This is a genomic window from Rhizobium sp. P38BS-XIX (assembly GCF_012641435.1).
Lineage (GTDB): Bacteria > Pseudomonadota > Alphaproteobacteria > Rhizobiales > Rhizobiaceae > Rhizobium.
In genome coordinates this window covers 119,656-133,353 of the sequence record NZ_JABAIJ010000010.1, presented here as the reverse complement: position 1 = coordinate 133,353, position 13,698 = coordinate 119,656, and the positions used below count along the sequence as shown (strand labels likewise).

Here is a 13,698-nt window from a genome sequence, read left to right as displayed (position 1 = left end):
GGCAGCGAGCCATAGGAGCAGGATTGATGAACGAGACCAAGCCGTTGCGTATCGGCATCGTCGTTGCGCGCGAGCGTTCGCTCGAAAATTGGGAATTGATGGTCCTTGACCGGATTCTTGCAAATCCCCGACTGGAACTTGCGGCCGTCTTTACCCATCCCCAAGCTTTTGGGGATAATCAGACGCCGAAGCTCTTGTCCTGGGCAGGACATCTGGAGGCAAGGGCGCTTGCTGCCCAGCCGACCTACAAGCCGAAACATTTCAGCAGCCGGCGGCAGTTCTTCGATTGCTTCGATGCCGATGGCGACAAGTCACGCTCCGTCGACAAGATGACGGAAGCTTCTCTGCGTCGATTGAAGCTCGATCTCGTCATCCGCACGACGCCGAAGGGCATCCCGGCCGAAGCGGTTCCTGCGCTGCCGTTTGGCGAATGGGCTTTCAATTTCTCCGATCAGCGATCGGCGGAAACCGATTGGTTCGGATATGCCGAAGTGCTTGCCAAGGCTCCAACGGCGGATGTGACGCTCTATGCGCGTTGCGGCCGTGCAGTCGACAAGCTTGAGATCGCGCGGGCCGCCTTCAACATCAAACCGAGTGCGGCAAGAATTCGTGCCTTCGTCAGGGAGCGAAGCGTAACTCTTCTGATACGCGAGTTGACGCGGCTGGCCGATACGCGGCAGTTCAGCCCGCAGCCTCTCGCCAATATTGCAGAGAAGCCTGCACCCTCTGTCGGCGAGCTTCTGCGCTACGGCTCCATCCTCGCGGGATCGGTCTCGGGCAAGGCATTGAAGGCGGTGAAGACAAAGCTTCACGCCGACGCCGCCATCTGGACCCTGTATACAGGCCGGGGTCACATTGCGGATTTCGACCCAACCAAGGCCGTCGAGATTCCCCCCTCTGACGATAGCATCAAGGCCGATCCATTCCTGTTTCAGCATGACGGTCAATGCTATCTTTTCTACGAGGCCTATTCCCGCGCCGATCATAAGGCGCATATCGCGGTCGGTCGGTTCGACGGGGACGCGCTCACCCATGTCGGCATCGCATTGGAGCGGCCATACCATCTGTCCTATCCGTTCATATTCCGGGACGGCGACGAGATCTACATGATCCCGGAAACGCATCAGGCGCGGCGCCTGGAAATCTGGCGGTGCCGTGAATTCCCGCTGAAATGGGACCTGCATGCGACAGCGTTCGAGGGCCAGTCGCCGGCCGACAGCATCCTCATCCGCCATGCCGATGCATGGTGGCTTTTCACGAACCTATCCGATTTCCACGCCTACGAAGACCATTGCAGCGAGCTCTATGTCTTCCAGGTAGATGGGCCGGCGCTGACTGGCATCAGGCCTCACAAGCGAAACCCCGTCGTCATCGGCAGCACCGAGGCGCGCGGCGCAGGCCGTATCTTCACGCATGAAGGCAGGCTGCTCCGTCCATCACAGCATAATTCCCATGGAATCTACGGCTACGGGCTGAATATCATGGTGATCGACAGACTTACGCTGGATGACTACAGCGAGCGCTGCATTCGCACGATCACACCGGGCTTCAAGACGGGCCTGCATGGCTGCCATCATTTCGATGCAGCAGATGGGCGCTACATTCTCGATGCCAGATTGACCATCTGACGGATATCTTCTCTGCGATAGCGCAGGGATACTTCATGTCCGCCTGACGAGACGACGACCGCGCCGGCGAAATTGATCGGCGTAGAAAGCTCCAGCATCATCCATTTTTCCGGCGCGTCCGGATCGCCTTCCAGCCGCTCCAATCGCGCCTGGCTCGACGTGTCGAGCGTGACGTCAAAACTATCCAGGGGAAGCGAAAGGCCGGCGCCATGCGCCTTGATAAAGGCCTCCTTGCGCGTCCAGCATCGATAGAAACCATCCAGATAATGCTCGGCCGGCAGCGACCGAAGCGTCTGATATTCCCGGCGCGAGAAGAACCACTTGGCGATATCTTCCTTCAGGAAACGTATTTCCTCGATATCGATGCCAAGCTCGTAGCAGTCGGAAACGGCAAGGACCGCCAGATCCGCGCTGTGGCTCAAATTGAAATGAATGGGGTGATATCCACTGATCGTGACGGAAGGCTTGCCGTTGTCGCCGTAATCGAACCCGATCGCTTCAGGCGAGACACCCAGATAGCGCGCCAGGATCACGCGCATGCCCGTCCTGGCGGCAACGAAGCGACGACGGTCGCGATCATGAACGAAATGAATTGTCCGGACGCATTCGTCAAGCGATAGCAATGCGATCGACATTCCGACGTCGGATGTCGGAATGTCGAGCTTCCAGCTCCACACATCGATAGTGTCGGGGCCGATGGCTTCCATCTTCAAATTGTTGCGTAAAGGAGATTGTCGCTGTTCGACCTGGCCTGCCGTGACATGCGTCTGGCTATGTGAGCAACCAGCGCCACGGGATAGTTTTCACCGAGACTGATGCGGCAGCTGCGTTTCAGGATATCGAGGGTCTGCGCACACAGCTCCGGCGTATATTCGATCGTCCGATCCGTCCAGTGGAACGGATTCATCGCCGGATGGCCGGTGCGCTGCTGCAGGATGGGCTGCCAGTTGGTGTAGACATGGCGGCTGGAGTCGAAGAGACGGTAGACGCCTCTCTTGTTTTCCTCGGCGAATCTCTTTGCGTCTTCCGACGTCTCGAAGATGACGTGCAGACCTGCAGCATTGTCGACGTCATTGTGCGGTCCGATCATCATCATCGAGCTTTTGCCAAGAATATCGCTGATGACATTGTAGCGTTCGCGCATGCGCGCGATCATGGGATCGAGCTTTTTCAGCTGCACGTTGAGCATGGCGCCCTGAATCTGACTTGCCTTGAAGTTGATGCCCAGCATCGGTGCCTCATTGGCATTGTCGAGATGTCCGCGAAACATCGAACCAATATCGTGATACATGCGGGCCCGTGAAAATAGCCTTGCATCGTTTGTCGCGATTGCACCGCCCTCGCCGCAATTGATATTCTTGAACTGATTGAAACTGAAGGCGCCACAATCACCTATTGTTCCCACACGCTTTGACTTGTATTGCAGCCCAACTGCCTGGCATGCATCCTCGATGACGACGAGATTGTTCTCGCGTGCAATGCGCATGATGCTATCCATATCGCACACCATATTCGACATATGGACGGGAATGATTGCCTTCGTCTGCGGCGTGATCTTGCGCAGGATATCATGCGGATCCATGGTGAGTGTATGATCGATATCGACCAGAACTGGAACGGCGCCGGCAGCAAGCGGCGCCGCCGCAGTGGCAATCCAGGTGTAGGCCGGCACCAGAACTTCGTCACCTGGACCCACTCCGGCAGCCACCAGCGCCGAAATCAGAGCGCCCGTTCCACTGCTCATCGTCAGCGCGTGCTGCACATTGAACTTGTTGCAGAAGTCAGCCTCGAACCGTCCCAGCGGGCCGCCGGTCTCGTCGCTATATCGTGCCAACTTCCCCGAAGCAAACACCGGCGCGAGCGCCAACCATTCCCGTAACCCCACCTTGGCCATGATTTTTCGCTCCCCAGGAAACTCAACCTTGTACTGGAGCGTATCGCGGGAACGCGCGCTTTTCAGCATGGCCATCCGACTAAAAAAAGAACATGCGCAAGAGCATAGCCACCTATCCGAAATCGGTAGATTTCATCCCTGCCTATACCAATCGAACAGTTATCCGCACTCGCGCGATGCTGGTAAAAATCGAAGAAATGGACGGGGAAAGAGAGATGATGAACCGCGATTTGAGATCGTTGCCGGAAGCCATTGAAATCGATTGCGATATCGCGATCATAGGTGGTGGACCAGCGGGAATCGCCATTGCACGCGAGCTTGCCGGCACGCGCATTCGCGTGCTCGTCATCGAAAGCGGCGGCAGCGATTACGAGGCCGAAATCCAGGCTTTGAATAGCGTGGAGAACATCGGCGCGCCCGACGCCTTGCCTGATAATGCCTTGGAAGGACGCGGCTATACGGGCGCCTTGTCATGGCTCAACGACATCGCAGCATTTGAACTGCGCAACCGAATGATAGGCGGCAGCAGCCATACATGGATCGGCAAATGTGCAGCCTTCGACGAAATGGATTTCGCCATACGTCCCTGGCTTCCCCTTTCAGGCTGGCCGATTTCGCGCAGTCAGCTGTTGCCCACCCTGCAGCGCGCCGCCCATCTGCTCAACCTTGGTCCGAATGTCTATGATGAGATGCTCTTCTCTCTGCTGCACACAGCGCCGGAAGAACTTGACCTGGATCGTGAGATCTTGCGAGCGTTCTTCTGGCAGTTCAGTCACATGCGAAACCAGCGCGCGGAGCCGACGCGCTTCAATCGTCTCGCGCGCGATATCAAGGCGGCCAATATCGATTTTCTGACCCATGCCACCGTAACCAGCATCAATATCGACAGCCAGGCGCGGCACGTAACGTCTTTGGACCTGAAAAGCTCGACCGGCAGAAGCGCCAGCGTCCGCGCAAAAACCATCGTCCTGTGCGGTGGTGGAGTCGAGAATGCACGTCTGCTTCTGGCATCGAATGCCCAGCTGCCGGCAGGCATCGGCAACAGGCATGACGTCGTCGGCCGGTATCTGTGCGATCATCCCCGAACATCGCTCTGCCGTTTCACGGGTCGCGATATCCAAACCATCGCGCAGCACTTCAATTTCTACGGATTGAACCACGGTGGCGGAACGCATTTCTACCTTCGAGGCCTGTCTTTGAGCCCTGAAATCCAGATGCGCGAGGGCTTGACCAATTGTGCGGCCTATCCCGTGCAGGTTCACGCCGACGATGATCCGTGGGCATCGCTTAAACGCCTCAGGAAGGGCGCTGGAAAGACTTTCCTGCGCGATCTGCTGTCGGTTGCCAAATCGGCGGATATGATCACCACCGGGCTTTACAATCGCCTTGTGCAAAAGCGCGGCCTGCCGCATCGCTCCACCGAATTGCGCTTCGACGTGATGGCCGAGCAGGAGGTCAACTCCGAGAGCCGTATAACACTTTCCCAAAAACGAGATCGCCTCGGTCAGCCGTTGCCTCGCATCGACTGGAAGATCGGCGAGCGCGAGACCAACAGCGTCAGGCGGCTTGCGCAGCTGATTTCGCATGAATTCGTACGCGTTGGCTTACCAAAACCGCAGTTGCCGGACTGGATGGGCACAGATGATGCAAGTGGTGCAACCTTCATGGACATGGCACACCCTTCCTGCACCACGCGAATGGGAGCGGATCCGCGCACCAGCGTGGTTGACGCCGACGCCATGGTCCATGACTTGGATGGCTTGTTCATTGCCGGCAGCTCGGTGTTTTCGACGCCCGGCCATGCCAATCCGACATTGATGCTGCTTGCGCTATCGATCCGGCTCGCCGATCACCTCAAGCAGCGGCATACGGCAGCGGAGCCGCTCCGGTTACGGTCGACGGAACCCGACCTGTCGCTTCATCAGGGTTAAGCCAGCCGGAAATAGAACCCGGCGCTCTCACTGCGGCCAAGCTCCGGATGCGTGTCGATGACATGTGCCAGGGAAGGTATCGACCAGCGGTCGACCTGCTTGTAACCAAGCCGCGCGACGTCGCTTAGGAAATCGTTCTCATTGCGCATTTGATAGGGCACATAGGACCCGCCGATGCGCTCGAGCGTAACAATCGGATCGCCCTTGCGCAGGGCGACCTTGTTCAGCACCAGATGCGGCGGCAGGGACGGCATTTGCTGAAGCAGGCTTGAGAGCGGCATGTCGAGGTACTGCATCAATCCGGAGCCGAGAAACAGCGGCGTCGCGCCGGCATCTTCGATGCGATCGACGAAATGCAGGCCCGTAACGCCCTGCTTTGCGGCAAGAGCCTGTCCGGCCCGAACAATGGCCGGAAGATCATAGACGGTCCAGCGAAACGAATGGTCCAATGACAGCAGCGGACCGAAGGCGCGATATTTCGTGCCCATGTGGCCGCCCGCATCGACAAGGCCATCGATCTCCTTCAGCAGGCTGCGGATCCAGAATAAAACTGGATAGTCCCAGGGTGCCACCTCGCACATCTTGGCAAAGGAAACGCTTGCGATCTCGTCGTGATCGTAACCGGCCATCGATCGGCGGCGCGCGGCCGCCATAGCCGCATCGTAGGATGGGTAGGCGCCCGTGAAGCGTCTTGGAAACGGCGAGAGATAGGCGAGCCGCCCTTTGGCCGCGTGCAACGGCGACAAGCCCTGGGCAACGCTCTGTGCCGCTCCCTTGAGAGCCGATCGTGCCTGGCTTGACCATGATGAACCGGTTCGTAACGACGCTACCATTCCACATCCCCCTGTTTATCGTTGCGTGCCGGACGCCGCCGCTATTGCCTGATCGACAGGACCGAGCCTCGATCTCCCGCTATTCTCTCAAGGATCCACAGCGTGCCGAAATAAATGCCGCCGCCACAAACGACCTGCAGCAGCACCGTCAGGATGCGTCGCATGCTCACGGTCTGAGCGAGGTAGCCGAGCCCGTAAACTGCGGTAGCCATCAACAGGATGGCAATAGCGACATAGCCGCCCTTGCGAATGACCTTGCCCCAGCGAAGGCCGCCGTAATTCTGTTGGAGATGCATCGACGTCAGAAAGGAAATCAGCGACGCGAGACATTGGCCCCAGGCTGCCGCCGTTACCCCGAAAGGGGCAAGAACGAGGATCAGCGAAATGGAAACCAGCGCATTCAGAAGCAGTGTCGGCGGCATTCGCTTGATATTGCCCGACAGCGACAGCAGGGCTTCGGTCACGTAGCCCGGTGTCAGCAGCACCTGCTTCATGGAAAGGATCGCCACCAGAATAGCCGCCGGAGCCCATTTGTCGCCCAGCACGATATCGATGAGATCAGCTGAGATCAACGACAGCCCTAGATAGATCGGCGTCGAGACCGCCATCAGAACCGTCATGAAAACCGTGGCCGAAGAGCCCGCATCCCGGACCGGCCGGCCTTCGCCGTTCATCACCAGGGTCGCGCGCCGGAACAATGTCCAGGCAAGCATTCGTGCCGGCTCGCCGATCAGCTCGGAGAAAGCGGCGATGATGCGCTCGGCGACGCGATAGTAACCGGCCTCGGCAAGCCCGAGAAAACTGCCGATTGCCAGCGTTCCGGAATAAGAGCGGAGAAAGACGATCAAGCGGTTTGAAAGAATGTGGCTCGAGAATTCGAGAATCTCGCGGGCGAAGGCCCAGGTCAGGTGTATTTGCGGACGCCAGCCAAGTACGATCGCCGATGCGCCGAGACTGACGAGTTGCGAGACCAGACGGCCGGCGGCCAGTGAAAACACATTCCATCCGAGCCACAACCCCAGCATCGTGACGCAGAGCCCGGACACCTCGCTCAGCATGCGAATGACCGCTTGCTTGCGCAACATGCCACGGGCGACCAACAGCCCGTCATAAACCGCATACAGCGACGACGGCAGGAACCAGCAGCTGAACAGAGCAAGCAGAAGTGCCTCGTGTTCACGCCCGAAGGCAAGCCAGGCGGCCGCCGCCGCCAGCAGACCGACGATGGTTACGAGCACGCCGGCAATGATCGAAATCGTGCCGATCTGATCGAGTTCACGCTCGGTGCATTCCGCCTTCATGACGAACTCGCCCCAACCGCCCTCGGCGACCACGACCAGCATGACGACGATCGCGGAACTGAAAGCGTAAAGCCCGAACTCTTCCGATTCCAGCACACGCGCGGCCACAAGAAATATCAACAGCTGCACGACCTGCGAGACGATTTTCGACACGAGCGTCGAGGCCCCATCGCCGACGACGGACGGCATTCGCGAACGAATCCAATGCCGCAGCCCGTCCCACCCGCGCTTTGGGCGAAGCGAGAAACTGTCCATCAGCGCACCGCCATGGCATGCCGGCCACAACCATACTTTGGCTCAGGCAGGCCCGATTGTTGTCCTTTTGCAACGGCATGCATGTAATCGCGAAATGATTTCCAGTTTTGCACCAGATAAAATGTGTATTGTTCCCATTCAGGACATGATTCCGTGCAATGAAGCGCCGCCTGTAGGTTGGGGACGTCGAAATTAATCGATTTCGTAGCATGAGAATATTTGACCGTAACACCGGATTCGGATGGGCATGCTCGACCGACAATAAGGACCTTGCAGGCATTTATTATGAAACACCATGCAGAGCCGCTTATGAATGAAGACGACCGTGACCGCATCTCCTCCAGGCAAACGGAGAGATCCCGCCAGAAATATCTCATCCGCTGGATAGTGGTGATCTTCTGCCTTGTTGCCTGGATTGCCATAGCCGCGTTCTTCATTTGGTGAGACGTTCTTTTTCATTGCGCGCAAGCAGCACGACGCCGACGGTTTTGACGAGGATGGAAATATCGGTGCGCAGCGAACGGCTGTGGAAATAATCCAGGTCGAACTGGATGCGCTCCTCATAGGTCGTGTCGGCGCGGCGGCTGACCTGCCACAGACCGGTAATGCCCGGACGTAATCCAAGATAGCAGTAGAGATCGGGGCCGTAGCGCTCGAGTTCGGCCGCCACGACCGGACGAGGCCCGACCAGGCTCATGTCGCCACGCTGAACGTTCAACAGCTGCGGCAGTTCGTCGGCGCTACTCATGCGCAGATACTTTCCGAGCCAATGAACGCGCGGGTCGTTGGTCAGCTTCTGCGTCGAAACCCATTCCTGCCGCCGTGCCTCATCGCGCGCCAGCAAATCCGCCAGCTGCCGATCGGCATCCTTCCGCATCGTGCGGAATTTCAGACAATTGAACGGGCGGCCATCGCGGCCGATGCGGGTATGGCGATAGATGATGGGACGACCGTCGACCAGCAGAAGCGCAATCGCGATCACCGCGAGCGCGGGCGCCAGGAACAGCAATCCTGTTCCGGAAATCAGAATATCGACAATGCGCTTCGCGCGACCCAGCCGCGCGATTTGCCTCATGTCCCGCCGCGTTCGTTCCCGGTGGCCAACGCCGTCCAACGTCGATAACATCCTCGGACCCCTTAACAATTCTATGTTTCTTCAAAGGCTGCCAGCTGGCCCAATCCTTGACAATTGACCCTACGGGCATTGTGCTAATTCCAATGGCGTAAGCCGTCTGGCGTGGGTCTAACCACAAGCCTCAACTCGTCTCATCGATCAGCCGACCGTCGGGTGGAAAGGTGGTGTTTGCAGCCATCGAAGGGCTCACACTGACCGCACTTGAACGCTGCAATATCCCGTCGTAGAGCTTGAGCAGCGCGTCCAGCCACGAGGCCGGCGTATGGGCGAGATCACCCGATCGACGTATGCAATTCACGCTCATCAACCGCAGCAGCATGTCATCGCTTGCAAGCTGGCGCATTCCACTTGCCAATGTCTCGACCTTGCCGCTCTGGAACGTCAATCCGCATCCAAGCGACACGAGCTCCTCGCCGAGGAGCGCCGTATCCGGCAGGATGACCGGTATGCCGCTCGTCACTGCTTCGAGTGCCGCTAGGCCGAATGGCTCGGGCACACGCGAAGACACCACCAGGGCACGCGCCTGAGCGATGATATCCCGGATCTCGGCCTTGGATTTCCAGCCATGAATGACGACCTCGGGAAAATCCTTTTCCAGGCGCGCCCGCCCGGCGCCGTCGCCGATCACGTTCAATCTGACGCCGGCAAGGCGGGCCGCGATAGCGGCATCCTCGAATCCTTTTTCCGGCTCCAGCCGGCCGACAAAGAAGAAGTCGCGCTTTTTCCAGGGATCCGCCGGCTGATCGAGAAACGGCTCGACGGGATTGCGGATCGTCTCGATATTGTCCGGCTGGATTTCCCCACGCGCGAAATAATCCCGCATGCGCTGATGGACAATCACGATATTGGCCGCGACCTGCCGCACGGGGTAGTAATGCTCCCGCAGCATATGGCGGGCAGACCGCCATATCTTCTCATGGTAGCCGCGTTTGTCGCAGTTCGTCGCCAAACACCCGATCGACATCGGCCTAAGCGGGCATACCTGATTGCGCCGATAATTGGCGTACCCCCCATTGGGGCAGGAAAGGAAGTAGTCGTGCGCATGCAGCACCACGCGCTCGCGCACGGGCCACAAGGCGCGGAAAATCGAAGGCGACAGGATCTTCGACCAGCCATGCAGGTGGTAGATCGTGCTCGGTGTGTCTCTGCGCGCCACCAGATCCCTCAAGGAGATGAATGCCTCTTGGTTATAGAGACCGCTGGCCAGCGCTCGCAGGCGCCCCTGCTCCATGAGAGGCACCGACGCCAGATTAATGGTTTCCAGGGCCGGCGGATCGGAGCCGGCGACATCACCGGCAAAGTAGGTCACGGCGATCCCGGCCTCCTGCAGCAAGCCGGCGGAGAGGATTGCCAGATTCGACGCCCCGCCCACCCGGGCGGAGCGATCGTTGATGACGACGACGCGATCAATGGCGGAGGAACGAGCCACTGGATCAATCCATCGCTTCGATGTTCTGCGGCGACAGCCTGCCCTTCAGCAAATCGCGAAATGCGATGACATTGCCTCTGAGCCGTCCCTTGCGATCGACCCAGGGTTCGGGCCGCCAGACCTTGATCATGTTCGCGACGAGGTTGCGGGCAATCTGCATCGTTGCCTGCGGCACGCTCATGGTTTGCTTGCGCATGAGATAGAGCGGATTGGCGATCTGCGAGTAGCCGAGCCTCAAACCGCCTGAGCGGCCGCCCTTTGTCCCCAGGTGAACACCCTCGAGCTGCCGGGCACTGACGACCTGACCATAATGAGCGAGCAGCCTGCTGAAATCGACATCCTCAAGCCAGCCGTAGAAAGGCAGGTTCTCATCGAAGCGCAGGGCGGCGGCCCGGACGATCGACATGCGGATCGCCATGTTGCAGCCGTAGGCATTGTAGATCGGCCGTATCTGCATGGCCGGCTCCGACCGCCGACGGCGATTATGATCGACCAAGCGTAAGCCGTCACGAACAGATATTCCAGGCCCTGTAATGCCGTCCGCCAGGACCGTGCCCGTGCACATGGCAATATCAGGCTGGAACTGGAACAGCCGCTCGGCCTCTTCGATGTAGTTCGAGGTCATCAGAAAATCGTCATCGAGGAAGAGCACGATATCGGCATCCTGAACATTGTCGAGGATGCGATTGCGCTGCCGGCAAAGGCCGCGCTCGGAGATCAGTACGCGAACCGGGAAATCGAGGTTCCGCAGGCAGCTGGGATCGATATCCTCGGGCGAGGAGAGACATACGACCACCTCGTCCGGCTTGCGGGTCTGGTTGGCGATATGTGGGAGAATGGAGGACAGGATATCCCGACGTCCCATGCTTGCAATACCGACCGTGATCTTGAGATTGCGGCCGATCGCATGCCCCGTCAGGCGCCTTGCGGACGCGCGCACCAGGCGCTCATTTGCCTTGCGACGCCACAGTCGCTCATTCTGCGGATTGCGCCGCTCGTAACTGCGGTTGGCGATGATGCCGAGAATATTGATCGCCGTGGTGCCAAAGCTCGCCAGCGCATCCGACAGTCTTTCGACCGTCATCTTGTTCGTCTGTCCGACGACCACGACGATACCTTCGAGATAGGTGCAGATCACGCGGGTATCTGCCGAGTCTTCGAACGCCGACATGTCGACGATGACGACCTTGTATCGCCGCCGCAGCAGGTCGATTTCCGATTTCAGTGCTGGAAGATGGCCGTAACGCTGCGAAGTGGCGACCGATTTTTCGGTCTCGTCGACCGTGACGACCGGAACGCCGCCATGACCCTGCAAGATCTCGCCATCCGGCTCGTGATCGGCCTTGGCAGCCAGAACGCCGCTCTCATGAGCCACAGCGTAGCGACGCGGGACCTCATTGATGCTGAGCGCCTCCATTCCGAATTCCATACCGGACTCGGTCACGACGCAGCTGAGCCTTGCATTGAGAAAATCGGCGTCGACCAGGACGACGGAGGCACCTTCATGTTGATAGAGCTGCGCAAGGTTGGTCGCGATCGTCGTCTTGCCTTCGCCGGTGCCGACCGAGGTGATACCGATCACCATTGGGGCATTGGGCGGAAATGCGGAGTCGATCGAGTGCTTCACACCGCGCAATGCTTCGGAAAATTGCGAATAGGGCGTATCGAGCACGGATCGCAACGGCAGCATCGTTCGTCGCCAGGTCGAATTCGTCGCGGCCCTGCCTCCCGGGATGAAGGACGGGCTGGAATAGACCGGAACGTGGCCGAGCGAGCTGATGCCCAGCTCCCGTCTCAGCTTCTCGCTGGAGCTGACCCGCCGATCGAGACCGTCACGCAGGAGTGCGGCAATGACGCCGGCCGCAAGGCCAAGCATGGCTGTGAACGGCAGCACGAAGGAGGATTTCGGCCAAGTCTTGGCCAGCGGCACGGCCGCTGCCGTCACGATGCGGACATTGCCGAGCGGAAAGGATTCCTTTTGCAACGCGCCGATCAGCTGCTGCAATATGCTCTCATACATCCGGCGATAGGTCGTGGCGCGGCTTTCCATTTCGGATAGCTCCACCCGAGCCAGGTTCTTGTCGGTTCCCGCCTCCTTCAAGGAGGAGAGTTCGTCGCTGAGCAGCTTTTCGCGGGTCTTGGCGATATCGAGGTTTGCCTTGTAAACAGCCTGGATGCGCTCGAACTCCTTGCGCATGTCGCCTTTCACCCGGTCTATTTCCTGCTGCGCTGCAACGACGGCCGGGTTATCAGCGTCATATCTGCTGGTGAGATTGTTGAGCTTCGTGGTTGCCGCGCCGAGATCTTCCTGCAGCTTTTGTATACGCGGATTGTTCATCGTCTCATCGACATCGCCTTCAACCTTACCCCCTGCCATCAGCTGATTAAGGGTCGCGAGCTTGGCCGATTCCGCGGCGGTCTGTGCTCTAGCCGTCACCGCCTGGCTGCTGATCTCGGATAGTTGCTGCTGGTCCAGAGAGGACGAGGTGCTGATCTCCATGATGCCGTTCTTGGCGCGGAACTCCTCGACATTCATCGCCGATTCCCGTGCCTGGCGACCGACCTCGATCAGACGAGTCTCCAGCCATTTGGCGCCGCTCTGCGCGGCAGAGGCGCGCTCGGAGAGACCAGTGCTGATATAGGCCTGTGCAATCGCATTGGCCGTGAGCGCTGCCTTGTTGGGATCGACGGAGCTGTATCCGATTTCGAGAATGTAGGATTGGCCGACGCGGTTGACCGATACACGCGACAGGAACGACGCCATCGTGCGGCGCATCACATCGTCTTCGGTGGTCGCCGTTTTGGCGCTCCCATCATCGCCGTGGCGGAAATAGCCGACGAACGCGCGCAGCTTGTCATGCAAAGCGGACTGCCACGACATGCCGCCGATGATTTCCGGATCCTGGGTCAGATTCAGTTTCTCGACGACAGCCCTTGCGATCGCTTCCGATTTGACGATCTCCACCTGGCTGGCAATCTCGGCAGCCTCGATGATGACCGTACCGGTGAATGCATCCTGGGAAACGATGCGCCCTTGATCGGGGTCCATGACGAGCCGCGTCGTCGCCAGGTAGACCGGCTGCGTTGTGGCCATGTAGATGCCGCCGACAGCGAGCCCGGTGACGGTGAAAAGCGCAAAAATCACCCAATGGCGCTGCAGGAAACACCAGACGTCGCGAAAGGAAATATATTCGCTGTTTCCGGCGCTTTTGCTTTCCGATGGCGTGCCGCGCAAGCCTTTACCGATCTCGTGAACTGCCATGTTCGTCTTCCCCACTCCTACGCTTTATCG

9 protein-coding genes are annotated in these 13,698 nt (G+C 58.9%); 2 read left to right on the top strand and 7 right to left on the bottom strand.

The features are described 5' to 3' along the window. The first annotated feature begins 26 nt into the window (after positions 1-26). Entirely contained in the window at positions 27-1,628 is a 1,602-nt protein-coding gene (locus tag HGP17_RS26855; protein ID WP_168813685.1) for a hypothetical protein, read from the top strand. Here HGP17_RS26855 and HGP17_RS26850 read toward each other — a convergent pair. Both HGP17_RS26850 and HGP17_RS26845 read right to left on the bottom strand, forming a co-directional pair. Beyond that, positions 1,598-2,335, bottom strand: a complete 738-nt coding sequence (locus HGP17_RS26850; protein ID WP_168813683.1) for a 4'-phosphopantetheinyl transferase superfamily protein — start codon at positions 2,333-2,335, stop codon at positions 1,598-1,600. The genes HGP17_RS26855 and HGP17_RS26850 overlap by 31 nt on opposite strands. Before the next feature lie 2 nt (positions 2,336-2,337). Next, positions 2,338-3,522 (bottom strand): DegT/DnrJ/EryC1/StrS family aminotransferase, encoded by a 1,185-nt coding sequence (locus tag HGP17_RS26845; protein ID WP_168813682.1) that lies wholly within the window; start codon positions 3,520-3,522, stop codon positions 2,338-2,340. Positions 3,523-3,737: 215 nt separating this feature from the next. Between HGP17_RS26845 and HGP17_RS26840 the strand changes: the two genes are divergently transcribed. Next, the gene (locus HGP17_RS26840) at positions 3,738-5,453 is read left to right on the top strand and encodes a GMC family oxidoreductase (protein ID WP_246704231.1); all 1,716 of its coding nucleotides are present in this window, start codon (positions 3,738-3,740) and stop codon (positions 5,451-5,453) included. Here HGP17_RS26840 and HGP17_RS26835 read toward each other — a convergent pair. The 5 genes from HGP17_RS26835 to HGP17_RS26810 form a co-directional block, all read right to left on the bottom strand. Next, positions 5,450-6,286, bottom strand: coding sequence for a methyltransferase, TIGR04325 family (locus tag HGP17_RS26835; protein WP_168813680.1), 837 nt, complete (start codon positions 6,284-6,286; stop codon positions 5,450-5,452). The genes HGP17_RS26840 and HGP17_RS26835 overlap by 4 nt on opposite strands. Positions 6,287-6,327: 41 nt before the next feature. Beyond that, the gene (locus HGP17_RS26830) at positions 6,328-7,776 is read right to left on the bottom strand and encodes an oligosaccharide flippase family protein (RefSeq protein ID WP_168813678.1); all 1,449 of its coding nucleotides are present in this window, start codon (positions 7,774-7,776) and stop codon (positions 6,328-6,330) included. Positions 7,777-8,275: 499 nt separating this feature from the next. Then, a complete protein-coding gene (locus HGP17_RS26825; RefSeq protein ID WP_246704230.1) occupies positions 8,276-8,917 on the bottom strand; it encodes a sugar transferase in 642 nt (213 codons plus the stop codon). A 181-nt stretch (positions 8,918-9,098) separates the two neighbouring features. After that, a complete protein-coding gene (locus tag HGP17_RS26820; protein ID WP_168813674.1) occupies positions 9,099-10,406 on the bottom strand; it encodes a glycosyltransferase family 4 protein in 1,308 nt (435 codons plus the stop codon). A 4-nt stretch (positions 10,407-10,410) separates the two neighbouring features. Then, positions 10,411-13,668 (bottom strand): glycosyltransferase, encoded by a 3,258-nt coding sequence (locus HGP17_RS26810; protein WP_246704229.1) that lies wholly within the window; start codon positions 13,666-13,668, stop codon positions 10,411-10,413. Positions 13,669-13,698 lie beyond the last annotated feature (30 nt).